Consider the following 24,844-nt stretch of genomic DNA (forward strand, 5'->3'; position numbering starts at 1 on the left):
CACCAGGGCCTCCCGTCCGGCCGGTGCCAGGGCCTGCGGGCCCGGCGCCGCCCGGACGGGGGGCTCCCGGCCGGTCGTCCGGAAGGAGGGACGTCGATGAGTACGAAGGACTTCGTCGAGAAGGACTACTACAAGGTTCTCGGCGTCCCCAAGGACGCCACCGACGCCGAGATCAAGAAGGCGTACCGGAAGCTCGCCCGCGAGTTCCACCCGGACGCCAACAAGGGCGACGACAAGGCGGAGGAGCGCTTCAAGGAGATCTCCGAGGCGAATGACGTCCTCGGTGACACCAAGAGGCGCAAGGAGTACGACGAGGCGCGCGCCCTCTTCGGCAACGGCGGCTTCCGCGCCGGGCCCGGCGGCGCCCAGGGCAACTTCAACTTCGACCTGGGAGACCTCTTCGGAGGCGCCCAGGGCGGGGGCCAGGGCGGCGCCGGCGGCTTCGGCGGAGGGGGCCTCGGCGACGTGTTCGGCGGCCTCTTCAACCGTGGCGGCGGTGCCGGTACGCGGGTGCAGCCGCGGCGCGGCCAGGACATCGAGTCCGAGGTGACCCTCAGTTTCACCGAGGCGGTCGACGGGGCCACGGTCCCGCTCCGGATGTCCAGCCAGGCCCCCTGCAAGGCGTGTTCCGGCACCGGCGACAAGAACGGCACCCCCAGGGTCTGCCCGACCTGCGTCGGCACCGGTCAGGTCTCGCGCGGCAGCGGTGGCGGCTTCTCGCTGACCGACCCGTGCGTGGACTGCAAGGGCCGCGGCCTCATCGCCCAGGACCCGTGCGACGTCTGCAAGGGCAGCGGCCGGGCCCGCTCCTCGAAGACCATGCAGGTGCGGATTCCGCCGGGCGTCTCGGACGGGCAGCGCATCCGGCTGCGCGGCAAGGGCGCCCCGGGCGAGCGCGGCGGGCCGGCGGGCGATCTGTACGTCGTGGTGCACGTCGACGCCCACCCGGTCTTCGGCCGCAAGGGCGACAACCTCACCGTCACGGTGCCCGTCACCTTCACGGAGGCGGCGCTCGGGGGCGAGGTGAAGGTGCCGACGCTCGGCGGCCCCTCCGTGACGCTCAAGCTACCGGCCGGTACGCCGAATGGGCGTACGATGCGGGCCCGTGGCAAGGGCGCGGTCCGCAAGGACGGCACCCGAGGAGACCTCCTGGTCACCGTCGAGGTGACCGTGCCCACCGACCTCGGTACCGAGGCCCGGGACGCGCTGGAGGCATACCGCAAGGCGACCGCGGGGCATGACCCCAGGGCGGAGTTGTTCCAGGCGGCGAAGGGAGCTTGAGGTGGACGGCCGACGGCGTAATCCTTACGAACTGACCGACGAGTCCCCGGTGTACGTGATCTCGATCGCGGCCCAGCTGTCGGGCCTGCATCCGCAGACACTGCGCCAGTACGACCGCCTCGGCCTGGTCTCGCCCGACCGGACGGCCGGACGCGGCCGGCGCTACTCGGCCCGCGACATCGAGCTGCTGCGTACGGTGCAGCAGCTGTCGCAGGACGAGGGCATCAACCTCGCCGGCATCAAGCGCATCATCGAACTGGAGAACCAGGTCGCGGCGCTCCAGCAGCGCGTCGCCGAACTCTCGGCGGCCGTGGACGGAGCCGCGGCGGCCATGCAGCAGCGCGAGGCCCAGGTCCACGCGTCGTACCGGCGCGACCTGGTCCCGTACCAGGACGTGCAGCAGACCAGCGCCCTGGTGGTCTGGCGCCCCAAGCGCCCCAAGGACTGACCCCGCGCGCCAGGCGGCCCGTCACCCCGGACTTCCGGGTGTGGCGGGCCGTTTCGCGTATTCCGGCGGCACGGGGCCGGTGGGGCCTTCCACGACGCCGGACTGGATGAGGAGGGCGCCGAGGTGGGTGCGGCTGGTGGCGTTGAGGGTGTGCATGAGTTTGGCGATGTGGGCGCGGCAGGTGCGGACGCTGATGCCGAGTCGTTCGGCGGCGGTCTGGTCGGTGCAGCCGTCGGCGAGGAGGCGGGCGATGCTCTGCTGGACGGCGGTGACGGGGGCGCCGGGGGGTGCGGTGGGGAGGGGATCGCCGAAGGGGGTGGCTCCGGCCCAGAGCGTTTCGTAGAGGCCGGCGAGGTAGCGCACGAGGGTGGGGTGGCGGATCTCCAGGGCGGCGCTGCGGTCGGGGGTGGCGGGGAGGTAGGCGACCTTGCGGTCGAAGATCATCAGGCGGTCGGTCGCGCGCTCCATCGTGCGGACCTGGAGGAGTCCGCTGGGCAGTTGGGCCAGATACCCCTTGAGCCCGGGACCGTAACGTGCCGAGTGCTGGTAGATGTGGCGCAGCCGGACGTTCCGCCTGACGACCGGCAGCGTGCTGGCCAGGGCAATCCGGACGATCTCCGGCGAGCGGGTGCTGCCGGGCTGGACGGTGAGGACCTCGTCGTGTGCGTCGTGCAGGGAGGCGTCGATGGCCGCCTGGATGGCGGACTGCCCGGCGACGACCCTGATGGCGAGATCCGCGGGCTCGTCGGCGAGCGCGCTCAGCGTGCCCAGCGTCCTGGCCAACAGGTCGGCGGTACGCACCTGGTCCAGGAGGTCCCGGGCCAGCGGGTGAAGCAGCTGCGCGAGGGCGGCCGTGGGCGGTACGGGGCGCAGCGACGCGCGGTCGCGGGGGTCGGCGGCGAGCAGGGCGTGCTGGGCCAGACAAGGGACTTCTTCGGCCGCGGACCGGGACACGCGGCCCTGCGTCAGGGCCTGCGTGTAGAGGCCCACCGCCTCCTCGCACAGCACGCCCACGCCGTGACCGTGCTCGTGGGGTGCCGTCACCGAGTCGGTTCCACGATGCCGGACTGGATGAGGAGGGCGCCGAGGTGGGTGCGGCTGGTGGCGTTGAGGGTGTGCATGAGTTTGGCGATGTGGGCGCGGCAGGTGCGGACGCTGATGCCGAGCTTGCGGGCCACGATCTGGTCGGTGCTCCCCTCGACGAGGAGGCGGGCGACGCTCAGTTGAGTGGCGGTGATCGGGGTGTCGTGCGCGGGCGCCTGAAGGGGTGCCGTCAGCGGCTTGGCCTGGGCCCACAGCACCTCGTACACCTGGATCAGGTAGCGCACGAGGGCAGGGTGGCGGATCTCCAGGGCGACGTCGCGTTCGGGGTTGGCCGGGATGAAGGCGACGGTGCGGTCGAAGACGAAAAGGCGCTCGACCGTCTGCTCGATGGTGCGCACCTGGAGGGCGGACGACGGCATGTCGTCCAGGTAGGTCTTGATGGCCGGGCTGTAGCGAGCCGGGTGCTGATAGATGTGGCGTAGAGTCACGCCGCGTTCGGCCATGGACAGCCCTCGGCTCAGTGCCTTCTTGAGCTGGTCCACGGGCCGGGTGCCGCTGGGCTGCAGGGTCAGGACCTCGATCCGTGCACCGTCCGTGGCGTTCTGGATGGCCGCCTCGATCAACGGGATGCCTTCGAGGACGGTGATGGCGAGGTTCGGGTCGGTGCTGGCGACGGAGGTCAGGGGCGCCAGGGAGTCGGCCAGGGCGGCGGCGAGTCTGATGCGTTCGTGGATCTCCCGGGTGACGGGCTGCAGCAGGTGGGCGAGAGCCGAGGACGGTGGCACCGGCTGGATCCAGCCATCGTCGTGAGGGTCGGGGTGGACAAGCGCCAACTTGGTGAGGCAGGGGGCGGATTCGAGCTCGGAGCGGGGGAGCCGCCCCGCTCGGAGCGCTTCGGTGTACGTCCCGACACCGGCTTCGCACAGTTCGAGATCGCCGTGCGGCTGATGCGATTTGTCCTCGTCCCTGCCCATTCGTGACCCCCCCACTTTTGGCAGTGCAGCAAGATGACGGTGGTGCCAGCCTAGTTCCCGGGCCAGTGTGGAGGTGTCGGGGGAGCCGGGAACTCCCCCGGCCGATCAAGGGCGTGGCCATGCTCTCCCCCATTGCGTGGCCCGCCCGCCCGGCCCGGGGGGCGGGGATCTTTGGGGCCGGCCGCCGGTCAGGAATCCTGGTCCAGGATTCCTGACCGGGCGATCAGATAGCCGAGTTGGGCGCGGCTGGTGCTGCCGAGGATGACGGACAGTTTGGCCACGTGGGCTCGGCAGGTACGGACGTTCATGCCCAGGCGACGGGCGATGGCCTCGTCCACGTGTCCCTCTACGAGCAGTTGGGCGATGGAGCGCTGAACACCGCTGATCCCTTTGGGAGCTGGGGTGTACGGAAGCTCACCCAGGAGGGGAGACGCGCGGTTCCAGAGCTGTTCGAAGACCGTGATCAGGTAATCGACCAGTCCTGGGTGGCGCAATTCCAGGGCGACTTGATCGTCGCTGCGCGCGGGAATGAAGGCGACCGTCCGGTCGAAGATGATCAGCCGGGCGATGAGTTCCTCAAGCGTGCGTATCTCCACCTTGCCGTCGGCCAGTCGCTCGGCGTAGGCAAGCGTTCCCTGACTGTGCCGCACGGTGTGCTGGTACAGGGTCCGCATGCTCACCCCTCGGTGCACGACCAGGAGAGCGCGCTCCAGTCCCTCCCGGAGCCGGTCTTCGCCGCGGTCGCCTCCCGGCTGGACCGTGAGGACCTCCGTGCGACACTCCGCAGTGGCCAGGTCGAGGGCGGCATTGATCCGGTGCTTTCCCTCCAGCACGGTAATGGCGTGCGTGGTAGGGGGTACCTGGGCGCTGATGTCCATGAATGGCTCGAATGACTCGGTCAATTCGAGGGAGCGGCGGCGATGCTCCTGGATCTCGCGTTCGATGGGGTGGAGGCGCTGGGCGAGCGCCGTGGACGGTGGGAGCGGGCGCAGCCAGTCCGGATCGTCGGGGTCCGGGTGGAGGAGAGCGAAGTCCATCAGGCAAGGAGCCGAAGTCGCTTCCGCCCGGGAGATGCGACCGGAGCGCAACGCACTGGCGTAAAGACGGCGTCCGTCGGTACAGAGATCAGTGATCCCGTGGCGATGTATCCCCTTTGCGTCGCTTGTGGTCATATCCGCACCCCCCAGGTTCCTGAACATGCAGGAACATGATGCATCGACTCAGTGGTGTTCGTGTGCCCAGGTGAGACATCGTCTTTGGTGCGGGGGAGAAGAATCCACAAGTGAGGACGAAGCTGACTATGTATAAGCGAATGCTTCGCTCGGCGCTTGCCGCCTCGTTCGTCGCTGGCCTGGGCTACGGCGTTCTGGGTGGCGCCGGCGGCATCGGTACGGGTGCTGAAAAGCCCGTCGGCCCCAGCGAGATCAGCTGGAGTGTCGAGGCTGTTGACTCATCCGGCGAGATCAGCTGGATCGCCCCGGCGTCGGTCGCGCCGGCCGAGATCAGCTGGAATTCGCTGCCGGTCCAGGCGGGCGCCTGACATGACCACCCCGCCGGACGACCGCACCTTCAGGCGTGAGATGGCGACCGCCTACCGGTCAGGGTGGCATTTCATCGACCTCGTCACGGCGCTGCCCCACCGTGGTGACTCGTTGATGGTCACCCTGTTCGGCGACCCGGTCGTCGTCGCCCGCGAGGACGACGGCGAAGTCCGCGCCTACCGGTGCCTGCGCAAGCCGCGGGGCGCGCCGCAGCCGGTGCGCTGTGCCATCCGGTACGACATGATCTTCGTGAATCTCGCGCAGCGTGACCATCAGCTGTTCGAACCAGAAACCATTGCCGCCACCCCCCACAGTGCCTGAGCGATCCCCCGTCGTTCCACGTCGCTCAGTCACTTCCCCCACACAACGGCGCCACCGTGACCTGAACACGGTGGCGCCGTTGTGCTGCTCCCGGCGCCGCGTGTTCAGCCGCGGCCGAGCGCCCGGTCGAGGGTGATCTCGATGACGACCCGGTCCGGGTTGGGCGAGGGCACCCGGTCGTAGCGCTCCGTGTGACGGCGTACGGCTTCCGCGACGCGCTCCGGGTCCGTGCTGATCCGGGCCACGCCCTCCAGGGTCGCCCAGCGGCGGCGGTGCACCTGGCACGCCGCGACCCGGGCGCCGTCCGGGCCCGCCGCCAGGATGTTGGCCACCTTGCGGCTGTGCTTGTTGGTGATGACCCGGGCGAGGCCGGCCTCGGGGTCGTACGTCACGCACACCGGGACCACGTGCGGGGTGCCGTCGGGGCGGGGCGTGGTGAGCGTGCACACGTGGCTCTCGCGCCAGAACGCGAGGTATTCGGGGCTCGGCTGGTGTACGTCGACTGCCATGGGCCCAGCGTATGCGGGCGGGAACGGCCTGCGGTGGCGGGTGCCCGCAGGGGCCGGTTCACTCGGAAGAAGGGGCGCGGCAGAAGGCGCGCGGCGCGTTCGCCTTGAGTGGAATGCGCTCAACTTTGGGCGCGGCCAGCCTTGAGTGGAATAGACTCAACTTTGTACACGTTGACCGTGTCAGTAAGAGGAACGGACTCGTCATCGCGAGGAGGAGACAGCGCACGTGGACGCCGAGCTGACCAACAGGAGCAGGGACGCCATCAACGCGGCCACCAGCAGGGCCGTGAAGGACGGGCACCCCGATCTGACCCCGGGGCATCTGCTGCTGGCGCTGCTCTCGGGCGAGGACAATGAGAATCTGGTCGATCTGCTGGCCGCCGTCGAGGCCGACCAGATCGCCGTACGCACCGAGACGGAACGGCTCCTGGCCGCGCAGCCCAGCGTGACCGGGTCGACGGTCGCGCCGCCCCAGCCCAACCGCGAGCTGCTCGCCGTCATCGCGGACGCCGCGCAGCGCGCCAAGGAGCTGGGCGACGACTACGTCTCCACCGAGCACCTGCTGATCGGGATCGCCGCGAAGGGCGGCCGTGCCGGTGAGATCCTCGACGGGCAGGGGGCCAGTGCGAAGAAGCTGCTGGACGCGTTCGAGAAGAGCAGGGGAGGGCGCCGGGTGACCACTCCCGACCCGGAGGGCCAGTACAAGGCCCTGGAGAAATTCGGCACGGACTTCACCGCCGCCGCGCGCGAGGGCAAGCTCGACCCGGTCATCGGCCGGGACCAGGAGATCCGCCGCGTCGTGCAGGTGCTCTCGCGGCGCACCAAGAACAACCCGGTGCTCATCGGTGAGCCGGGCGTCGGCAAGACCGCCGTGGTCGAAGGGCTCGCCCAGCGCATCGTGAAGGGCGACGTCCCCGAATCCCTCAAGGACAAGCGGCTCGTCTCGCTCGACCTCGGCGCCATGGTCGCGGGTGCGAAATACCGCGGCGAGTTCGAGGAGCGCCTGAAGACCGTCCTCTCCGAGATCAAGGAGAGCGACGGCCAGATCATCACGTTCATCGACGAGCTGCACACCGTCGTGGGCGCGGGCGCCGGCGGCGACTCCGCGATGGACGCGGGCAACATGCTCAAGCCGATGCTGGCCCGCGGCGAGCTGCGGATGGTCGGCGCGACCACGCTGGACGAATACCGCGAGCGGATCGAGAAGGACCCCGCCCTGGAGCGCCGCTTCCAGCAGGTGCTGGTCGCCGAGCCGTCCGTCGAGGACACGATCGCGATCCTCCGCGGTCTCAAGGGGCGTTACGAGGCCCACCACAAGGTCCAGATCGCGGACGCCTCGCTGGTCGCCGCCGCGACCCTGTCCGACCGCTACATCACCTCCCGCTTCCTGCCCGACAAGGCCATCGACCTGGTGGACGAGGCGGCCTCGCGGCTGCGCATGGAGATCGACTCCTCGCCCGTCGAGATCGACGAGCTTCAGCGCTCCGTCGACCGGTTGCACATGGAGGAGCTGGCCCTCAGGAACGAGACCGACGCCGCCTCCAAGCAGCGCCTGGAGAAGCTGCGCCGCGACCTCGCCGACAAGGAGGAGGAGCTGCGCGGCCTCAACGCCCGCTGGGAGAAGGAGAAGCAGGGCCTCAACCGGGTCGGTGAGCTCAAGGAACGCCTGGACGACCTGCGCGGCCAGGCCGAACGCGCCCAGCGCGACGGCGACTTCGACACCGCGTCGAAGCTGCTGTACGGGGAGATCCCCGGCCTGGAACGCGAGCTGGCCGAGGCCGACGAGGCGGAGCAGGAGGCCGCCCGCGAGCCCAAGGAGACCCTGGTCAAGGAGGAGGTCGGGCCGGACGACATCGCGGACGTCGTGGGCGCCTGGACCGGCATCCCGGCCGGCCGCCTCCTGGAGGGCGAGACGCAGAAGCTGCTGCGCATGGAGTCGGAGCTGGGCAAGCGCCTGATCGGGCAGACCGAGGCCGTGCAGGCCGTCTCGGACGCCGTGCGCCGCACCCGTGCCGGCATCGCCGACCCCGACCGCCCGACCGGCTCGTTCCTGTTCCTCGGCCCGACCGGGGTCGGCAAGACCGAGCTGGCGAAGGCCCTCGCGGACTTCCTCTTCGACGACGAGCGGGCCATGGTCCGCATCGACATGAGCGAGTACAGCGAGAAGCACAGCGTCGCCCGGCTGGTCGGCGCACCGCCCGGATACGTCGGTTACGAGGAGGGCGGCCAGCTCACGGAGGCGGTCCGCCGCCGCCCGTACACCGTCGTCCTGCTGGACGAGGTCGAGAAGGCCCACCCCGAGGTCTTCGACATCCTGCTCCAGGTCCTGGACGACGGCCGGCTCACCGACGGACAGGGCCGGACGGTGGACTTCCGGAACACCATCCTCATCCTGACGTCCAACCTCGGCAGCCAGTACCTGACCGATCCGCTGACCAAACCGGAGGAGAAGAAGCGCCAGGTCCTGGAGGTCGTCCGGGCCTCCTTCAAGCCGGAGTTCCTGAACCGGCTGGACGACCTGGTGGTCTTCTCCGCGCTGTCCGGCGACGAGCTGGCGCACATCGCGGGCCTCCAGATCGACCGGCTCGCGAGGCGCCTGGCCGACCGGCGGCTCACCCTGGACGTCACCCCGGAGGCCCTGGCCTGGCTGGCCGAGGAGGGCAACGACCCGGCGTACGGTGCCCGGCCGCTGCGCCGCCTCATCCAGACGGCGATCGGCGACCGGCTCGCCAAGGAGATCCTGGCGGGCGAGATCAGGGACGGCGACACGGTCCGCGTGGACCGCTTCGAGGACGGCCTGATCGTCGGAGCGGCGAGCTGAGAGAACAGCCGGCAGGTGTTCGGCCGGGAGCCGGGAATGTGACGCCCGAGAAGTCGGGTGTCACATTCCCGCTCGTGTGATCCACTTTTTCAGCATCGGTATTGAGCCAAAGGCCGAGCTCGCCCTGGGTGGGTCAAACTCCTCCCGAGGAACGGTCGCAGGCCCTCTCGCACCCCTTCTGGCAAGGGAGTTCGGGGCGCGGAGTCACGCCGTGCGGCCTGGCCTGCACGCATGAACAGGACACCTCGCTTCACCTGCGGCAGTCTTCCCACCGCAGGGGTTAGAGCTCGAATCGGGTGACCGGTAGCGTGCGCGCATGAACGAGCGGATAGGCGATGAGATAAAAAACGGGCCCAAGAAGTCCAGATCTGACAATCTCTTTCACCTTGGCGAATTCCGTACCCTTTGGTCTGCTTATGCTCAGTCGATCCTGGGCGACCAGCTGGCTCGCGTGGCGTTGTCGTTGCTTGTTTTCGAGCGTACGGAATCGCCGGGATGGACTGCGGCGACCTACGCCCTGACCACCCTGCCGGCCCTGCTGTCCGGAGTACTGCTCTCCGGCCTCGCGGACCGGTTTCCCCGGCGCACGGTCATGGTCACCTGCGATCTCATCCGGGTGGTGCTGGTCGGACTGATGGCGTTGCCGGGCATGCCGCTGCCGCTGCTCGCCGGACTGCTGGTGCTGGCGCAGCTGGCCGAGGCGCCGTTCAGCGCGGCCCAGGGCGCGATGCTGCCCACCTTGCTCGGCGTCGAGCGCTACGAGCGCGGCCAGCGGATCATGCAGATCACCCATCAGGCCGGCCAGTTGGTGGGATTCGCCGGGGGCGGCCTGCTCGTCGCGTGGCTGGGCAGCAGCCGCTCGCTGGCGGTGAACGCGGCGACCTTCCTGCTCTCGGCCGCCCTGATCAGATTCGGGGTGAAGGCCCGCCCCGTCGCGAGCGCCGAGGCCCGGACGGTGAAGATCGGCGCGCAGGTCGGCGCCGCCGCCGCACTGATCTGGTCGGACCGCAGGCTCCGCTCGCTGCTCGTCATGGGCTGGCTCGCAGGCTTCGTCGTCCTGCCGGAGGGGCTGGCCGCCCCATTCGCGGACGAGGCCGGCGGCGGGGCCTACGCGGTGGGGCTGCTACTGGCCTCGCATCCGGCGGGCATGGTGCTGGGCGCGGCCGTGCTCGTACGGCCGGGGATCGGGGACGAGACCCGGCGTCGGTTGCTGGGCCCGCTGGCCGTCGCCGCGAATCTGCCGCTGGTCGGCTACCTGCTCGGTCCCAGTACGGAAGTAGCCATGCTCCTGCTGTTCGTCGCCGGGGTGTGCTCGGCGTATCAGGTCACCGCCGGGGCCACCTTCGTCCTGCTGACCCCGGCCGACCGACGGGGCCAGGCGCTGGGGCTCGCCCGGTCGGGGATGATCGCCATGCAGGGCGTCGGTGTCGCGTCCGGGGGCGCCGTGACCGAGCTGACCGGCTCCCCGGCGACCACCATCGGGGCCGCCGGGCTCCTGGGGGTTGTGTGTGCCCTCCTGGCCGCTGTGGCCTGGACCCGGGTGCGGGGCGCCGGGGCACGGATGATTCCGGAGAAGGCGTAGCCCGGGCGGTCTACGCCGCGACGGCCAAACGCGGTTAGGGTCGTCGGCAGGAAACCACGAGATCCACAGGAGTACCAGCAATGTCTATCGACCCGTCCTCGATTCCTCACTTCGGGGCTCAGCCCGAACCGCAGCCGGCAGGACCGGAGGGCCCCGTCGTCCCTGACCAGGACCTCGTCAAGCAGCTGCTGGACCAGATGGAGCTGAAGTACGTCGTTGACGACGAGGGCGACCTCGCCGCTCCGTGGGAGGAATTCCGCACGTACTTCATGTTCCGCGGCGAGGGCGAGCAGCAGGTCTTCTCGGTCCGTACGTTCTACGACCGCCCGCACGCCACGGACCAGCGCCCGGTCCTCCTCGACGCGATCGACGACTGGAACCGCCGCACCCTGTGGCCCAAGGTCTACACGCACACCCACGAGCCCGAGGAGGGCGAGGAGACCGGCCCCTCGGTCCGCCTGATCGGTGAGGCGCAGATGCTCATCGGCACCGGTGTCTCCCTGGAGCACTTCGTCTCCTCGACGGTCAGCTGGGTGCGCGCCTCCATCGAGTTCGACAAGTGGCTCCTGGAGCGGCTGGGCCTGGCCCCGGCCGAGCAGAAGTCCGAGGACGGCACGGAGGAGTCCGCTCCGGACGCCTGAGTCGTCTCCGCGCGCGTGAAGAGGCCCGGCCGGGGAACCCGCGCCGGGCCTCTTCACACGCATCACGCGTCAGAGCCGCTTCAGCCGGGAAACGGCCTCCTGGAGCACGTCCGTGCGTTTGCAGAACGTGAAGCGGACGAAGGGGGCGCCCTGGTCGCGGTGGTCGTAGAAGACGGCGTTGGGGACGGCCACCACGCCGCAGCGCTCCGGCAGTGCCCGGCAGAACGCGATGCCGTCGCCGGCCGCGTCGAGCGGGCGGATGTCGGTGGTGACGAAGTAGGTCCCCGCCGGGCGGTGGACCGCGAATCCGGCCTCGGCGAGGCCCGCGCAGAGCAGGTCCCGCTTGGCGCGCAGGTCCGCCCGCAGCTCCTCGTAGAAGCTGTCGGGCAGGCGCAGCGCCTCGGCGACGGCGTACTGGAGCGGGCCGCCGGAGACGTACGTCAGATACTGCTTCGCCGAGCGCACCGCCGTCACCAGTTCGGCGCTGCCGGTGACCCAGCCGACCTTCCAGCCGGTGTACGAGAACGTCTTGCCGGCCGACGAGATGGTGACCGTGCGGTCGCGCATGCCGGGGAAGCCGGCCAGCGGCAGGTGTTCGCCCTCGAAGACCAGGTGTTCGTAGACCTCGTCGGTGACGACCAGGAGGTCGTGCTCGCGGGCCAGTTCGGCGATGGCCCCCAGCTCCTCGCGGCCCAGCACCGTGCCGGTCGGGTTGTGCGGGGTGTTGATCAGCAGCAGCCGGGTACGGCGCGTGACCGCCGCGCGCAGTTCGTCCAGATCCAGCCGGTAGGTGCCGGTGGAGGTGTCGGGACGCAGTGTGACGGGAACGCGCGTCGCGCCCGCCATCGCGATGCAGGCGGCGTACGAGTCGTAGTACGGCTCCAGCGCGATGACCTCGTCGCCGGGCTCCAGGAGCGCCAGGAGCGAGGCGGCGATGGCCTCGGTGGCGCCCGCGGTGACCAGCACCTCCGTGTCGGGGTCGTACGCCAGGCCGTAGCGCCGCTGCTGGTGCCCGCTGATCGCGGTGCGCAGCTCGGGGACGCCGGGGCCGGGCGGGTACTGGTTTCCCTTGCCCTCCCGCAGGGCGCGGACAGCAGCCTCGCGGACCTCCTCGGGGCCGTCGGTGTCCGGGAAACCCTGGCCGAGATTGATGGCTCCGGTGCGGACGGCCAGCGCGGACATCTCCGCGAAGATCGTCGTGCCGAACTCGGCGAGGCGGCGGTTGAGCAGCGGTCGTCCGTGTGTCATGGCCGCCATCCTGCGCGCAAGCTCTGGACTTGCTCAAGTCTGCTTTGGCCGTACGGCGGCGGGGGCATCTCCCCTGCACGCCGGAAGGGCGCGGAGCGGGGGGCCTCGCTTCGGGGGAGAGGAAGGACGTGAGGTCATGGGCGGTGTGCTGGTCGGACTGATTCTGGTCGTGCTGGTCGTGGTCCTCGTCGCGATGCTGGCGGGGGCCGGTGGACGGGGGCGTACGCCGGCGCGCAGCAGGCGGCGCGGTACGGCGGGCGGCTCGGCCGCCGGGGGCAGCTGGTGGGCGGGGGACAGCGGCGGCGGCTCGTCCTGCGGCAGCGGAGGCGGGCACTCCGGTGGCGGTGGGCACTCGGGCGGCCACTCCTGCGGCGGTGGGTCCTCCTGCGGTGGGGGGTCCTCCTGCGGCGGGGGCGGCGGGTGCGGCGGAGGCAGCTGACACGGGGCAGTTGGTCCGCGAGGGCGTGTCGGCGCACACGCCCGGGGGCCCGGCGGGACGCGCGGTGCACGCGCCAAGTCCCGCCGGGCTCCTTTTTGTTGGGGTCTCTCATGGGTCTGCGGTGAACAGGTGAGCGGGAAGCCCCCCGAGCGGGAGGGAAACCCCGGCAAGTTGGGCAAAAACGCTGTGAGTGCGGCGTAGTTCGTGATTCCCTCGTTGGAGAGAACATTCAGCCCTCGGACCCCAGTTGGACCTGATCGGGCGCTTCCCACCTCCCACGCGCACGACGCGGGGGCGTCCCCTGTCCATGTGTCCATGCGTGTTTGCGGAGCCGACCCATGCTCACGACCCTCCATACGGCCTATTCCGATACCCGTGCCGCCGATCTGGCCTGGGCGCTGGGGCGCGAACCGCTCCCGGCGCTGGCCGTCCTCGACCTCGAACTCGCGGGCGCCACCATGCAGCTGCGGCTGCTCGGCGCCTCCCACCAGGTGCTCCTGGAGGAGGAGCAGGGCAGCTGTTCCGAGACCGTCGCCTGTATGCCCGGCAGCAGCACCCCGCTGCCGCTGGGCGTCGCCAAGCGGATCGGTGGCTGGGAGTACGAGTTCGCGGCACGCGTCGAGACGCTGAACGCGGGCTCCTTCGCGGGGCGCGCGCAGGAGTTGCTGGCGCTCGTCTCCGACCACCCGCACGGTCTCGCCGGAACGTTTCCGGGCAGCCCGCACGCCTTCACGGCCATGCTCGCCCAGCGGACCGAGGGCCAGGTGCGGTGGCGCACCTGGCACGCGTACCCCCAGGAGGGGCAGCTCGTCGTGACGCGGACCCGGGTGGGCGTGCGTATGCCCGCCGTGGCGCTGTGACGCACGCCCGCCGCGCCTCGAGTGCGCCAGATGCACCCTTGTGGGTGACAAGCAGCGAGCGATCAGTGACGTAGCGTTCGCGGCATGATCGACCAGCAGGTGTCGCTGCGAGGGGGCGCGGCGCGGCTTCCCGTCCGGCCGAGGACCGGTCGGTATCTCGTACTGGCCGCCGTCTTCGTCTGCGCCGCCTGCGGCCTGGTGTACGAGCTCGAACTGGTGGCGCTCGCCTCCTACTTGATCGGCGACTCGGTCACCCAGGCGTCGGTCGTGCTCTCCGTGATGGTGTTCGCGATGGGGATCGGCTCGCTGCTCGCGAAACGTTTACGCAGCCGGGCGGCGGTGGGCTTCGGGCTGATCGAGGCGGCGCTCGCCCTCGTGGGCGGCTTCTCGGCGCTGGTGCTCTACGCCTCGTTCGCCTGGTTCGGCGAGTCGAGGTACGCGCTGGTCGGGTTCTCGCTGACGATCGGCATCCTGATCGGCGCGGAGATCCCCCTGCTGATGACGCTGATCCAGCGGGTGGACCGGCAGGACGCGGGCGAGGCCGTCGCCGATCTGTTCGCTGCGGACTACGTGGGTGCGCTCGTCGGCGGCCTGGCCTTCCCGTTCCTGCTGCTGCCGATGCTCGGCCAGCTCACCGGCGCGCTGCTGACCGGCGCGGTGAACGCGGCCGCGGGCGGGGCGCTGGTGCTGTGGGTGTTCCGGCGGGACCTGACCCCCAGGGCGCGGTGGCTGCTCATCGCCGCCAACGTCACCGTGATCGCGGTGCTGGCCACGGCCGCGGTGCTGGCCGACGACTTCGAGCGCGTGGCGCGGCGTGCGGTGTACGGGGACCAGGTGCGGGTCGCCCTGCGCACCGATGTGCAGGAGGTCGTGCTGACCGGGGCCGGCCGCGGCTCCCTGGACCTCTACCTGGACGGGCGGCTGCGGGTCAGCGCCCGCGACGAGTACCGCTACCACGAGGCGCTGGTGCACCCGGCGATGAACGGGACGCGCGCCCGGGTCCTGATCCTGGGCGGCGGGGACGGGCTGGCGGCACGGGAGGTGCTGCGCTACCCGGACGTGCGGAGCGTGACCCTGGTCGAGCTGGACCCGGCCGTCACCCGACTGGCCCGTACGGACCACGCGCTCTCCGCGCTGAACGCGCACGCGCTGGACGACCCCCGCGTGACGACGGTGACCGGTGACGCGTTCACCTGGCTGCGGACCGTCCGCGGCCGCTACGACGTGGTGATCTCCGACCTCCCCGACCCCGGGATCTCCGCGAGCACGAAGCTCTACTCGGCGGAGTTCTACGGCCTGGTCGCCGAGGCGCTCGCACCGGACGGGCGGCTCGCGGTGCACGTGGGGCCGCCCGTCGCCCGGCCGCGCACCTTCTGGACGGTCGACGCCTCCATGCGGGCGGCGGGGCTGTGTCCGCGCCCCTATCGGATCAGTGGGCACCGGTCGGGTCCCGCGGCCAGCGCCGACCGGGCCGAGGACGGCGCGGACGGGGCCGGCGGCTGGGGATTCCTGCTGGCCGGGACGGCGAGGACGCCCCCGCTCGGCCTGGACCCGGACGCGCCCGCGCTGCGCTCCCTGAGCGCGCCGGGGCTGCTGGACGCGGGGCGCAGGGCGGAGGCCGGGCGGCTGTCCGGCCTGGCGCCGTCGACGCTGGTGCACCCGCGCTACTGGGAGCGGCGATGAGGTCGCGGGGCGCGGGGCGCGGGGTGCGGGGCGGTCGCGGGTGCGGAAGCGCTGACGGGACGGCCGGGGCTGAGTAGGCTCGTTCACCATGGAGCATGAGGTGTTCGTTCCGGTTCCGGTCCCGGCCCTGCGGCGGACGCTGGGCGACCCCGCCCGGGTCGCCCGGTGCGTACCGGGGTTCCAGCAGGACGCCGACGCGTCGGCGGGCCCCTTGGCGGGGCGGCTCAGAATCCGGGCGGGCGGCCACACCATCACGTACCGGGGCGCGCTGCGCCTGACGCCGCTGCCGGGTGACCCGGACGTGGATTCCGTGCACGCCGTCCTGGTGGAGGGCGAGGGCGCGGAGGCCCGGGGCGGCGGCTCGGCGAAGCTCACGCTCACCCTTCGGCTGACGGAGGGCGACGAGGGCACGTCGATCACCTTCGAGGGCGGGGCGAGCGGTGACGGCCGCCTGCGCGACCTGGAGCCTGCGGTGGCGCTGTCGACGGCCCATCGCCTGCTGGACCGGTTCGCCCAGCAGCTCGTGACGGAGTCGTTGGCCGCCCAGGGCGAGGGCGCGGCCGACGAGGCGTGGGGCGGCGGGGCGGGGGGCGGCGGGGCTTTTGCCGGTACGCCGGAGACGCCCGGCGCGGCCGAGGTCACCGCCGATGAGCTGGCCGTCGGGGAGGCCGTGGAGAAGGCGCTCGAAGAGGCCGCCGAGCAGGCGGACCAGACCGGGCCCGAGCCCTCGGCCGGCTCTCCGCTCAGCGGCTCCGGGCCCCTGAGCGGCGCCGACGAGACGCTGCCGACGCACGAGGCCGCCCCCGACGAGGCCCCGGGTGCGGGGCAGCCGGGCGAGCGGGGTGCTGCGCCGGAAGCGGAGCACGAAGAGGAAGGCGACGACGAGCCGTTGCGGGACGAGCCGTCGCAGGTCGGGGATTCGCCGGACGGGGAGTCGCAGGACGGGGATTCGCTGTTCGATGCGCCCATCCCGCCGTCCGCGCTCGACCCGGTCGCCGGGATCGAGTTCACCGTGCCGGACGGGCCTCCGGCGGAGGCCGCACACGCCCGGCGCACCATGATCGGGCGCAGCGCGGAGGAGGTCGACCACGCCCCGCCGCGCGGCCGGTACGCCCCCGTGCCCTCGCCGGATTCGGGCGGTGCGGGCGCGACGCTGCGCTGGGTCGCCCCGGCCGCCGCGCTGGCGCTCGCCTCGGCGGTGGTCGTCAGCCGGGCGTTGCGGCGGCGGAGGTAGCGGCGCCAGTAGGGTCGTCCCGTGAGCAGTAGCGAGAAGGACGTCCGGCTCTCCGTCGGCGACACAGAGTTGACCGTGAACCCCGCCAACGGCTGCCGGATCAGCAGCCTGCGGATCGGCGGTACCGAACTGCTGAGGCAGGGGGAGCGGTACGGCTGCTTTCCGATGGTGCCGTGGTGCGGCCGGACCGAGAACGGGCAGTTCCGCGACGGCGGCGTCCTGCACCAGCTGCCGCTGACCGCGCCGCCGCACGCCATTCACGGCACGGGCCGCGACACGGCGTGGCACACCGCCCTGGAGAGCGGGACGCAGGCGTCGTTCTACTACGACCTGACCGACCCCTGGCCGTACCCGGGCCGGGTGACCCAGACCTTCGAACTGGCCGAGGACTCCCTCACGTTGGCCTTCGGCATCGAGACGTACGGGGACTCCTTTCCGGCCCAGGCGGGCTGGCACCCGTGGTTCCGCCGCCGCCTCGACAACGGCGAGGAGGTCCGCATCGACTTCGACGCGGCCTGGCAGGAGGAGCGCGGCGAGAACCACCTGCCGACCGGGCGCCGGATTCCGCCCCTGCCTGGCCCGTGGGACGACTGCTTCGGGATGCCGGACGGTGTCGACGTCACGCTCACCTGGCCGGAGCGGCTGGAGCTGACGGTCAAGAGCCGGTCCGAGTGGGTCGTGGTCTACGACGAGCAGGACGAGGCGGTCTGCGTGGAGCCGCAGTCGGGCCCGCCGAACGGGCTGAACACCGATCCGCGCTATGTCACCCCGGTCGACCCGCTGGAGATCGCCACCACCTGGAGCTGGCGCCGGCTCTGAGCACGAAGCGCCCGCGGGCGCGCTGGCGCCCTGGGCCGTGCTCGCGACCCAGGGCCGCCGCCTCGGCGGGCTGCCGCGGAAAACGCGCGCCTTATCCTCGTAGCCATGACTGACGTACGTGCTGAGCTGCTCCAGCAGATCAAGGACAAGGCCGTGGTTCACGGCAAGGTGACGCTCTCCTCCGGCCTGGAGGCCGACTGGTACATCGATCTGCGCCGCATCACGCTGGACGGCAAGGCCGCCCCGATGGTCGGTCAGGTCATGCTCGACGCGACGGCCGAGCTGGACTACGACTGCGTCGGCGGGCTGACGCTCGGCGCCGACCCGGTCGCCACGTCGATGCTGCACGCCTCCGCGGCCCGTGGCCAGGAGCTGGACGCGTTCGTCGTCCGCAAGGCGCAGAAGGCCCACGGAATGCAGCGCCGGATCGAGGGCACGGACGTGAAGGGCCGTCGCTGCCTGGTGGTCGAGGACACCTCGACCACCGGCGGCTCGCCGCTGACCGCCGTCGAGGCCGTGCGCGAGGCCGGTGGCGAGGTCGTGGCCGTGGCCGTGATCGTGGAGCGCGGTGCCGCTCCGGCCATCGCCGAGGCGGGCCTCCCGTACGTCCACGCCTACACGGTCCCGGACCTCGACCTGGCCTGACCTGGCAGTTTTCCCGAAGGCGGTCGGTTTCACGTGAAACCGACCGCCTTCGTCGTACGGCCGTGAGCAGGCACCGCCCGGACCGGGAGGCACCGCCGGGTGGAGCCGGAACAAGAGTCTGGGAAGATGGGGGCGACGATGACGTCGCCCCCAGGTCAGGGACCCAGCAACGCACACCCGCACATCCCAAGGAGCGGACAGATGCCCATCGCAACCCCCGAGGCATACGCCGAGATGCTCGACCGGGCGAAGGCAGGCAAGTTCGCCTACCCGGCCATCAACGTGACGTCGACCCAGACCCTGCACGCCGCCCTGCGCGGCTTCGCGGAGGCCGAGAGCGACGGCATCGTGCAGATCTCGACCGGCGGCGCGGAGTTCCTGGGCGGCCAGTACAACAAGGACATGGTCACGGGCGCCGTCGCCCTCGCCGAGTTCGCGCACATCGTCGCCGCCAAGTACGACGTCACCGTCGCCCTGCACACGGACCACTGCCCCAAGGACAAGCTGGACGGCTACGTCCGTCCGCTGCTCGACATCTCCGCCGAGCGCGTCGCCAAGGGTCTGAACCCGCTGTTCCAGTCGCACATGTGGGACGGCTCGGCCGAGACGCTGGCCGACAACCTGGCCATCGGCCAGGAGCTGCTGGCCAAGGCCGCCGCCGCCAAGATCATCCTTGAGGTCGAGATCACCCCGACCGGTGGCGAGGAGGACGGCGTCACCCACGAGATCAACGACGAGCTGTACACCACGGTGGACGACGCGCTGCGCACCGCCGAGGCGCTGGGCCTGGGCGAGAAGGGCCGCTACCTGCTGGCCGCCTCCTTCGGCAACGTGCACGGCGTCTACAAGCCGGGCAACGTCGTCCTGCGCCCGGAGCTCCTCAAGGACCTCCAGGAGGGTGTCGGCGCCAAGTACGGCAAGACGTCGCCGTTCGACTTCGTCTTCCACGGCGGCTCCGGCTCCACCGCCGAGGAGATCACCACCGCGCTGGAGAACGGCGTCGTGAAGATGAACCTCGACACCGACACCCAGTACGCCTTCACCCGCCCGATCGTGGACCACGTGTTCCGCAACTACGACGGCGTGCTGAAGGTCGACGGCGAGGTCGGCAACAAGAAGGTCTACGACCCGCGCAGCTGGGGCAAGTCCGCCGAGGGCGGCATGGCCAAGCGCGTCACGGAGGCGTGCGCCAACCTGCGCTCCACCGGCACCAAGCTGAAGTAATCCGGTACGGACGTGTGGCGTGGGCCCGTCACCCCTCGGGGTGCCGGGCCCACGGCATGTCCGGACCCGTCACGCACGACCCGAGGGAACAGCTGTGAGTACGTCCTACGACTTCGACACCGTGATCGACCGCCGCGGAACCTGGTGCGTCCAGTGGGACGGGGTCGCGGACCGCTTCGGGGTGGACGGGCTGCTGCCGTTCACCATCTCCGACATGGACTTCGAGACCGCCCCCGAGGTGCTGGCAGCCCTGCGCACCCGCCTCGAACACGGCGTGCTCGGTTACACGGACTGGCGACTGGGCGACTTCCGGCCGGCCATCGCGCACTGGTACGCGACGCGCTACGACACCGCGATCGACACCGGGAGCCTGGTGTACGGGCCGTCCGTGCTCAGCCAGCTCTCGCAGCTGCTCCAGATGTGGACGTCCGAGGGCGACGGCGTGGTCCTGCACACGCCCACGTACGACGGCTTCCGCAAGGCGGTCCACGGGCTCGGGCGGGAGCTGCGGGGCGTTCCGCTGGGGGACTCGGAGGCGCTGGAGCGGGAGCTCGCGCGGCCGGACAGCAAGGTCCTCCTGGTCTGCTCCCCGCACAACCCGTCCGGGCGGGTGTGGACGGAGGCGGAGCTCGCCGGGATGGCCGAGCTCGCCGCGCGCCACGGGGTGGCCGTGATCAGCGACGAGATCCACGCGGACTTCGTGCACGACGGGCGCCCGCACGTGCCGTGGAGCCGGGTGGGCGGCGATGCGCGCTGGGCGGTCATCACCTCGGCCTCGAAGTCGTTCAACTTCCCGGCGCTGACCGGTTCGTACGGCCTCATCGGGCGGCCGGAGGACCGGACCGAGTATCTGCGCCGGATGGAGACGGCGGAGGGCCTCGCCTCCCCGGCGGTGCTCTCGCTGACCGCGCACATCGCCGCGTACCGCGAGGGCGGGCCGTGGCTCGACGCGGTACGCGCGTACGTCGTGGAGAACTTGGCCCTGGTCGCCGAGCGGCTGAACACCGCGTTCCCCGCCCTGGAGTGGGAGCCGCCGCAGGCCGGGTACCTCGCCTGGATCGATCTGCGGCGCGCGGGCGTCCAGGACGACGAGGCGTTGCAGCGCGTGCTGATCGAGCGGGAGCGCGTCGCGGTGATGCCCGGCAGCACCTACGGGGCCGAGGGCTTCGTGCGGCTCAACGTGGGGTGCGCGCGGAGCAAGGTCGAGGCGGGGCTCGATGCTCTGATCCGGGGCATCGAGGCGGTACGGGTCACCGGCTGAGGCCTCCCGCTGGCCCTTCGGCCGGGTGCCGACGATGCTGAGGCCATGGAGAAGAGCGAGGCGGACGGGCCCGCGATCCGGGTGGCCTCCGCCGCCGGGCGCTGGGTCGTCCTGACGACGGTGCTCGGGTCGAGCATGGCCATGCTCGACTCCACCGTCATCAACGTCGCCCTGCCCCGCATCGGCGACGACCTGGGCACCGACCTGGCCGCGCTCCAGTGGACCGTCAACGCCTACATGCTGACCCTGGCGGGGCTGATCCTGCTGGGCGGGGCGCTCGGTGACCGCTACGGCCGCAGGCGGGTCTTCGTGGTCGGCGTCATCTGGTTCGCCGCCGCCTCGCTGGTCTGCGGCCTCGCCCCGAACGCCCCCGTGCTCATCGCCGCCCGCGCCCTCCAGGGCGTCGGCGGCGCGCTGCTGACGCCCGGCTCGCTGGCCCTGATCCAGGCGAGCTTCCATCCCGACGACCGGGCCCGCGCGGTCGGGCTGTGGTCCGGCTTCGGCGGGGTCGGCGCCGCCGTGGGGCCGTTCCTGGGCGGTTGGCTGGTCGACGGGCCGGGCTGGCGCTGGGTGTTCCTCCTCAACCTGCCGCTCGCGGCCGTCTGCGTGCCCGTCGCGCTGCGCCACGTACCGGAGTCGCGGGACCCGGACGCGCGGGGGCGTTTCGATGTCGCCGGGGCGGCCCTCGGCGCCCTCGCGCTCGCACTGGTGACGTATGCGCTGATCGCCGCGCCGGGGGAGGGCGCTTCCCCGGCCGTGATCGGGTCGGCGGCGGGCGGAGTGCTCCTCGGCGCCGCCTTCGTCCAGCTCGAACGACGGCGGCCCCATCCGATGCTGCCGCCCTCGGTGTTCGCCTCCCGGCAGTTCACCGCCGTCAACGTCGTCACCCTGTGCGTGTACGCGGCGCTCGGCGGCTACTTCTTCCTCTCCGCGATCCAGCTCCAGGTCGTCGCCGGTTACTCGGCGCTGGGCGCCGGCACCGCGCTGCTGCCGACCACCCTCCTGATGCTGCTGTTCTCGGCCGCTTCGGGCGAGCTGGGCCAGCGCATCGGCCCGCGCATCCCGCTCACCGCCGGGCCGCTGATCGCCGCCGCCGGCATGCTGCTGATGCTGCGCGTGGGGGAGGGGTCGGACTCCGTCACCGGCTACCTGACCGACGTACTGCCCGCCGTGGCCGTCCTGGGCGTCGGTCTGGTCACCGTGGTGGCACCCCTCACCGCGACCGTCCTGGCTTCCGTGGACACGGGCCGGGCCGGGCTCGCCAGCGGCATCAACAACGCCGCGGCGCGCGCCGCCGGCCTCATCGCGGTGGCCGCTCTGCCGCTGCTCGCCGGCATGGGGCCGGAGGCGTACCGGGACGCCGGGGAGTTCGCCGCGACGTTCCGGCGGGCCATGCCGATGTGTGCGGGGCTGCTGGTGCTCGGCGCGTTGATCGCCTGGGCGACCGTACGCACACCCGCCCCCGTGGACGACACCGCGCGGCCGGAGTGCGCGGTGCACTGCGGCGTCACGAGCCCGCCACTGGAGCCCGCACCGGAGGCCGCCCCGCCGGACACCACCGGCTGAGGCGCGCGGCGCGCCCACGGCCGCCGCACGGGCCGGGGCGGGATTCGGGCCCGGGTCCTCGGCGGGCCCCGTGCCAGGCACACTGGGAACATGTCGATCCACGAGAACCTGCTCGGGGGCCCGCCCCCGACCCACCTGCCCGACGACCCGGAGCCGCGCGAACTGCTCGCCGCGGGCACCGCGCCCGCCGACGTCGCCGCGAAGTACCCGACCTCCTCGCTGGCCTGGGCACAGCTCGCCGACGAGGCGTTCGAGGGCGGCCGGGTCATCGAGTCGTACGCCTACGCCCGCACCGGCTACCACCGCGGCCTCGACGCGCTGCGCCGGGCCGGCTGGAAGGGCCACGGCCCCGTGCCGTTCGAGCACGAGCCGAACCGCGGCTTCCTCCGCGCCCTGCACGCCCTCGCCCGGGCCGCGCAGGCCATTGGCGAGCAGGAGGAGTACGAGCGCTGCTCGACGTTCCTGCGCGACTCCTCGCCGACCGCCGCCGAGACCTTGGGCTAGCCGCCGCCGTACCGCAGGCCCCGCAGTTCCGCATCCGCGACTGCGGGGCCTGCGCGTGTCCGGAGCAGGCGTTTAGTATGCGAACAGGGGACCGGGGCTCCACTTCCGAGGGGAAGGGGCGGACCGCTACCCGGAAGCTCGTGTCGAGGAGACAGCGATGTCGACGATTCACCCCGACCCCGAAGCCACCGGTGCGGCGACCCCGCACCTCGACTTCGCGGGCACGACTCCGTACGAGGACTATGTCCAGGCGGATGTCCTGACCCACCTCCAGCACCTCCGCTCGGACGATCCCGGCGAGATGGTCTTCCTGGTCACCACCCAGGTCATGGAGCTGTGGTTCACCGTCATCGTCCATGAGTGGGAGACCGCCGCGCACGCGATGCGCGGGGACCGCCTGGACGTCGCGCAGGACGCGCTGAAGCGGTCGCTCCGCGAACTGGAGGCCCTGAACGCCTCCTGGACGCCGCTCGCCCAGCTCACTCCGGCCCAGTTCAATTCCTACCGGTCCTCGCTCGGCGAGGGTTCCGGTTTCCAGTCGGCGATGTACCGGCGGATGGAATTCCTGCTCGGCGACAAGTCCGCGTCCATGCTGGTGCCGCACCGGGGCGCGCCCCGCGTCCACGCGGAGCTGGAGAAGGCGCTCGCGGAGCCCGGCCTGTACGACGAGGCCCTGGCCCTGCTCGCCCGGCGCGGACACGCGATCCCGGAGTCCGTGCTCGGCCGCGACCTGACCCAGAAGTACGAGCCGTCGCCCGAGGTCGAGGCCGTCTGGGCGGAGATCTACGCCAACCCGGACCAGAACGACGAGCTGGTCCGCCTCGGCGAGGTGCTCACCGACGTCGGCGAGCTGGTGTGGCGATGGCGCAACGACCATCTCCTCGCGACCCGGCGGGCCATGGGCTCCAAGACCGGCACCGGCGGCTCGGCCGGTGTGGCCTGGCTGGAGAAGCGCGCCACGAAGAACGTGTTCCCCGAGCTCTGGACGGCCCGCAGCCATGTCTGACCTGCAGGAGCGCGCACAGGCGCTCGACACCGAGGACGCCCTCGCGCCGCTGCGCGAGCTGTTCACCCTGGACGACACGGTCTACCTGGACGGCAACTCGCTCGGCGCGCTGCCGCGCCACGTGCCCGCCCGGGTGCAGGAGGTCCTCACCCGTGAGTGGGGTGAGCTGCGCATCCGGTCCTGGGGCGAGAGCGGCTGGTGGACGGCGCCGGAACGGATCGGTGACCGCATCGCCCCGATCGTCGGCGCGGCGGCCGGCCAGATCGTCGTCGGGGACTCGACCAGCGTGAACGTCTTCAAGGCCCTCGTCGCCGCGACCCGGCTGGCCCCGGAGGGCCGCGACGAGATCCTGGTCGACGCGCAGACGTTCCCCACCGACGGCTACATCGCCGCTTCGGCGGCCCGGATGACCGGGCACCGGATCGTCCCGGTCGCCCCCGCCGACGTGCCGGGCGCGCTCGGTCCGCGGACCGCCGCCGTGCTGCTCAACCACGTCGACTACCGCTCGGGCCGGCTGCACGACCTGCCGGGGCTGACCGCCGCGGTGCGGGCCGCGGGCGCGATCGCCGTCTGGGATCTGTGCCACAGCGCGGGCGCGCTCCCGGTCGGCCTGGACGAGCACGGCGTGGACCTGGCGGTCGGCTGCACGTACAAGTACCTCAACGGCGGCCCCGGTTCGCCCGCCTACCTGTACGTCGCCGAGCGCCACCAGACGTCCTTCGACTCGCCCCTGCCGGGGTGGACGTCGCATGCCGACCCGTTCGCGATGACGCCCGGCTACACCCCGGCGGACGGTGCGGTCCGGGGCCGGGTCGGCACGCCGGACATCCTGTCCATGCTGGCTCTGGAGGCGTCCCTCGACGTCTGGGACGGGGTCGGGATCGAGGCGGTCCGGGCCAAGTCCCTGGCCCTGACGGACTTCTTCCTGGAGTGCGTCGAGGCGTACGCCCCCGAGGGGCGGGTCACCTCCGTCACCCCGTCCGCCCACGCGGAACGGGGCAGTCAGGTCGCGCTGAGGTGCGACGACGCCGAGCCCGTGATGGCCGAGCTGATCGCGCGCGGAGTCGTCGGGGACCTGCGCCGGCCGGATGTGCTGCGGTTCGGTTTCACACCGCTGTACGTGGGGTTCGCGGACGCGGAACGCGCGGCGCGGGTGCTCGTGGAGGTTCTGGGCGCTCCGGCGGCGTAGGCTG

General features: G+C 71.7%; 24 protein-coding genes. 19 read left to right on the forward strand and 5 right to left on the reverse strand.

The features are described 5' to 3' along the window. Positions 1–96 precede the first annotated feature (96 nt). Together dnaJ and AB0L33_RS01870 are read left to right on the forward strand one after the other, a co-directional pair. Positions 97–1,281, forward strand: a complete 1,185-nt coding sequence (gene dnaJ, locus AB0L33_RS01865) for a molecular chaperone DnaJ (RefSeq protein ID WP_365677131.1) — start codon at positions 97–99, stop codon at positions 1,279–1,281. 1 nt (position 1,282) lies between these two features. Beyond that, a complete protein-coding gene (locus tag AB0L33_RS01870; RefSeq protein ID WP_018522258.1) occupies positions 1,283–1,729 on the forward strand; it encodes a helix-turn-helix domain-containing protein in 447 nt (148 codons plus the stop codon). Positions 1,730–1,750: 21 nt separating this feature from the next. Here the strand turns inward: AB0L33_RS01870 and AB0L33_RS01875 are convergent, their stop codons facing one another. The 3 genes from AB0L33_RS01875 to AB0L33_RS01885 all read right to left on the reverse strand — a co-directional run bounded on the left by AB0L33_RS01875 (position 1,751) and on the right by AB0L33_RS01885 (position 4,946). Further along, positions 1,751–2,773: a LuxR C-terminal-related transcriptional regulator gene (locus tag AB0L33_RS01875; protein ID WP_365677132.1), complete on the reverse strand. Its 1,023-nt coding sequence runs from the start codon at positions 2,771–2,773 to the stop codon at positions 1,751–1,753. Further along, positions 2,770–3,747 (reverse strand): LuxR C-terminal-related transcriptional regulator, encoded by a 978-nt coding sequence (locus tag AB0L33_RS01880; protein WP_365677133.1) that lies wholly within the window; start codon positions 3,745–3,747, stop codon positions 2,770–2,772. The genes AB0L33_RS01875 and AB0L33_RS01880 overlap by 4 nt, the downstream gene beginning before the upstream one ends. Before the next feature lie 188 nt (positions 3,748–3,935). Continuing rightward, positions 3,936–4,946, reverse strand: a complete 1,011-nt coding sequence (locus tag AB0L33_RS01885; RefSeq protein ID WP_365677134.1) for a helix-turn-helix transcriptional regulator — start codon at positions 4,944–4,946, stop codon at positions 3,936–3,938. An 83-nt stretch (positions 4,947–5,029) separates the two neighbouring features. Here AB0L33_RS01885 and AB0L33_RS01890 point away from each other — a divergent pair, with 83 nt between their 5' ends. Beyond that, entirely contained in the window at positions 5,030–5,287 is a 258-nt protein-coding gene (locus AB0L33_RS01890) for a hypothetical protein (RefSeq protein ID WP_365677135.1), read from the forward strand. Position 5,288: 1 nt separating this feature from the next. Then, positions 5,289–5,609: a hypothetical protein gene (locus AB0L33_RS01895; RefSeq protein ID WP_018102083.1), complete on the forward strand. Its 321-nt coding sequence runs from the start codon at positions 5,289–5,291 to the stop codon at positions 5,607–5,609. Between the two features lie 104 nt (positions 5,610–5,713). Here AB0L33_RS01895 and AB0L33_RS01900 read toward each other — a convergent pair whose 3' ends face one another. Then, positions 5,714–6,118, reverse strand: coding sequence for a TIGR03618 family F420-dependent PPOX class oxidoreductase (locus AB0L33_RS01900; protein WP_018102084.1), 405 nt, complete (start codon positions 6,116–6,118; stop codon positions 5,714–5,716). Positions 6,119–6,344: 226 nt separating this feature from the next. Here AB0L33_RS01900 and clpB point away from each other — a divergent pair, with 226 nt between their 5' ends. The 3 genes from clpB (at position 6,345) to AB0L33_RS01915 (ending at position 11,162) form a co-directional block, all read left to right on the forward strand. Next, entirely contained in the window at positions 6,345–8,939 is a 2,595-nt protein-coding gene (gene clpB, locus AB0L33_RS01905; RefSeq protein WP_365677136.1) for an ATP-dependent chaperone ClpB, read from the forward strand. 316 nt (positions 8,940–9,255) lie between these two features. Then, positions 9,256–10,521: an MFS transporter gene (locus AB0L33_RS01910; RefSeq protein ID WP_365677137.1), complete on the forward strand. Its 1,266-nt coding sequence runs from the start codon at positions 9,256–9,258 to the stop codon at positions 10,519–10,521. An 80-nt stretch (positions 10,522–10,601) separates the two neighbouring features. Further along, the gene (locus AB0L33_RS01915; RefSeq protein WP_365677138.1) at positions 10,602–11,162 is read left to right on the forward strand and encodes a YbjN domain-containing protein; all 561 of its coding nucleotides are present in this window, start codon (positions 10,602–10,604) and stop codon (positions 11,160–11,162) included. 69 nt (positions 11,163–11,231) lie between these two features. Here the strand turns inward: AB0L33_RS01915 and AB0L33_RS01920 are convergent, their stop codons facing one another. Beyond that, entirely contained in the window at positions 11,232–12,410 is a 1,179-nt protein-coding gene (locus tag AB0L33_RS01920; RefSeq protein WP_365677139.1) for a pyridoxal phosphate-dependent aminotransferase, read from the reverse strand. A 136-nt stretch (positions 12,411–12,546) separates the two neighbouring features. On the opposite strand from AB0L33_RS01920, the gene AB0L33_RS01925 reads away from it, so the two are divergent. The 12 genes from AB0L33_RS01925 (at position 12,547) to kynU (ending at position 24,840) form a co-directional block, all read left to right on the forward strand. After that, the gene (locus tag AB0L33_RS01925; RefSeq protein WP_365677140.1) at positions 12,547–12,849 is read left to right on the forward strand and encodes a hypothetical protein; all 303 of its coding nucleotides are present in this window, start codon (positions 12,547–12,549) and stop codon (positions 12,847–12,849) included. A 338-nt stretch (positions 12,850–13,187) separates the two neighbouring features. Next, positions 13,188–13,709 (forward strand): DUF2617 family protein, encoded by a 522-nt coding sequence (locus AB0L33_RS01930; protein ID WP_365677141.1) that lies wholly within the window; start codon positions 13,188–13,190, stop codon positions 13,707–13,709. An 84-nt stretch (positions 13,710–13,793) separates the two neighbouring features. Continuing rightward, on the forward strand, positions 13,794–15,392 hold the full coding sequence (locus AB0L33_RS01935; RefSeq protein WP_365677142.1) for a polyamine aminopropyltransferase: 1,599 nt from the start codon (positions 13,794–13,796) through the stop codon (positions 15,390–15,392). A 100-nt stretch (positions 15,393–15,492) separates the two neighbouring features. Next, entirely contained in the window at positions 15,493–16,626 is a 1,134-nt protein-coding gene (locus tag AB0L33_RS01940; RefSeq protein WP_365677379.1) for an SRPBCC domain-containing protein, read from the forward strand. A gap of 21 nt (positions 16,627–16,647) precedes the next feature. After that, on the forward strand, positions 16,648–17,445 hold the full coding sequence (locus tag AB0L33_RS01945; protein ID WP_365677143.1) for an aldose 1-epimerase: 798 nt from the start codon (positions 16,648–16,650) through the stop codon (positions 17,443–17,445). Between the two features lie 105 nt (positions 17,446–17,550). Continuing rightward, positions 17,551–18,090 (forward strand): orotate phosphoribosyltransferase, encoded by a 540-nt coding sequence (gene pyrE, locus AB0L33_RS01950; RefSeq protein ID WP_365677145.1) that lies wholly within the window; start codon positions 17,551–17,553, stop codon positions 18,088–18,090. 201 nt (positions 18,091–18,291) lie between these two features. Then, on the forward strand, positions 18,292–19,314 hold the full coding sequence (gene fbaA, locus AB0L33_RS01955) for a class II fructose-bisphosphate aldolase (RefSeq protein WP_365677146.1): 1,023 nt from the start codon (positions 18,292–18,294) through the stop codon (positions 19,312–19,314). A gap of 94 nt (positions 19,315–19,408) precedes the next feature. Next, positions 19,409–20,575 carry a MalY/PatB family protein gene (locus tag AB0L33_RS01960; RefSeq protein WP_365677147.1) on the forward strand — a complete coding sequence of 389 codons (1,167 nt, stop codon included), beginning with the start codon at positions 19,409–19,411 and terminating at the stop codon, positions 20,573–20,575. 45 nt (positions 20,576–20,620) lie between these two features. Further along, complete coding sequence (locus AB0L33_RS01965; protein ID WP_365677148.1) at positions 20,621–22,141, forward strand: MFS transporter; 1,521 nt, start codon at positions 20,621–20,623, stop codon at positions 22,139–22,141. A 90-nt stretch (positions 22,142–22,231) separates the two neighbouring features. After that, entirely contained in the window at positions 22,232–22,645 is a 414-nt protein-coding gene (locus AB0L33_RS01970; RefSeq protein ID WP_073966474.1) for a DUF3151 domain-containing protein, read from the forward strand. Between the two features lie 157 nt (positions 22,646–22,802). Then, a complete protein-coding gene (locus AB0L33_RS01975; RefSeq protein WP_365677149.1) occupies positions 22,803–23,651 on the forward strand; it encodes a tryptophan 2,3-dioxygenase family protein in 849 nt (282 codons plus the stop codon). Then, on the forward strand, positions 23,644–24,840 hold the full coding sequence (kynU, locus tag AB0L33_RS01980; protein WP_365677151.1) for a kynureninase: 1,197 nt from the start codon (positions 23,644–23,646) through the stop codon (positions 24,838–24,840). The genes AB0L33_RS01975 and kynU overlap by 8 nt, the downstream gene beginning before the upstream one ends. Positions 24,841–24,844: the final 4 nt, after the last annotated feature.

The sequence above is a fragment of the Streptomyces sp. NPDC052299 genome (assembly GCF_040679335.1).
Taxonomy (GTDB): domain Bacteria; phylum Actinomycetota; class Actinomycetes; order Streptomycetales; family Streptomycetaceae; genus Streptomyces.

Coding starts and splice junctions, on each gene's coding strand:
- dnaJ (WP_365677131.1), top strand. CDS start 97: ATGAGTACGAAGGACTTCGTCGAGAAGGACTACTACAAGGTTCTCGGC.
- AB0L33_RS01880 (WP_365677133.1), bottom strand. CDS start 3,747: ATGGGCAGGGACGAGGACAAATCGCATCAGCCGCACGGCGATCTCGAA.
- AB0L33_RS01885 (WP_365677134.1), bottom strand. CDS start 4,946: ATGTTCAGGAACCTGGGGGGTGCGGATATGACCACAAGCGACGCAAAG.
- AB0L33_RS01895 (WP_018102083.1), top strand. CDS start 5,289: ATGACCACCCCGCCGGACGACCGCACCTTCAGGCGTGAGATGGCGACC.
- AB0L33_RS01900 (WP_018102084.1), bottom strand. CDS start 6,118: ATGGCAGTCGACGTACACCAGCCGAGCCCCGAATACCTCGCGTTCTGG.
- AB0L33_RS01910 (WP_365677137.1), top strand. CDS start 9,256: ATGAACGAGCGGATAGGCGATGAGATAAAAAACGGGCCCAAGAAGTCC.
- AB0L33_RS01915 (WP_365677138.1), top strand. CDS start 10,602: ATGTCTATCGACCCGTCCTCGATTCCTCACTTCGGGGCTCAGCCCGAA.
- AB0L33_RS01920 (WP_365677139.1), bottom strand. CDS start 12,410: ATGACACACGGACGACCGCTGCTCAACCGCCGCCTCGCCGAGTTCGGC.
- AB0L33_RS01925 (WP_365677140.1), top strand. CDS start 12,547: ATGGGCGGTGTGCTGGTCGGACTGATTCTGGTCGTGCTGGTCGTGGTC.
- AB0L33_RS01930 (WP_365677141.1), top strand. CDS start 13,188: ATGCTCACGACCCTCCATACGGCCTATTCCGATACCCGTGCCGCCGAT.
- AB0L33_RS01935 (WP_365677142.1), top strand. CDS start 13,794: ATGATCGACCAGCAGGTGTCGCTGCGAGGGGGCGCGGCGCGGCTTCCC.
- pyrE (WP_365677145.1), top strand. CDS start 17,551: ATGACTGACGTACGTGCTGAGCTGCTCCAGCAGATCAAGGACAAGGCC.
- fbaA (WP_365677146.1), top strand. CDS start 18,292: ATGCCCATCGCAACCCCCGAGGCATACGCCGAGATGCTCGACCGGGCG.
- AB0L33_RS01965 (WP_365677148.1), top strand. CDS start 20,621: ATGGAGAAGAGCGAGGCGGACGGGCCCGCGATCCGGGTGGCCTCCGCC.
- AB0L33_RS01970 (WP_073966474.1), top strand. CDS start 22,232: ATGTCGATCCACGAGAACCTGCTCGGGGGCCCGCCCCCGACCCACCTG.
- AB0L33_RS01975 (WP_365677149.1), top strand. CDS start 22,803: ATGTCGACGATTCACCCCGACCCCGAAGCCACCGGTGCGGCGACCCCG.
- kynU (WP_365677151.1), top strand. CDS start 23,644: ATGTCTGACCTGCAGGAGCGCGCACAGGCGCTCGACACCGAGGACGCC.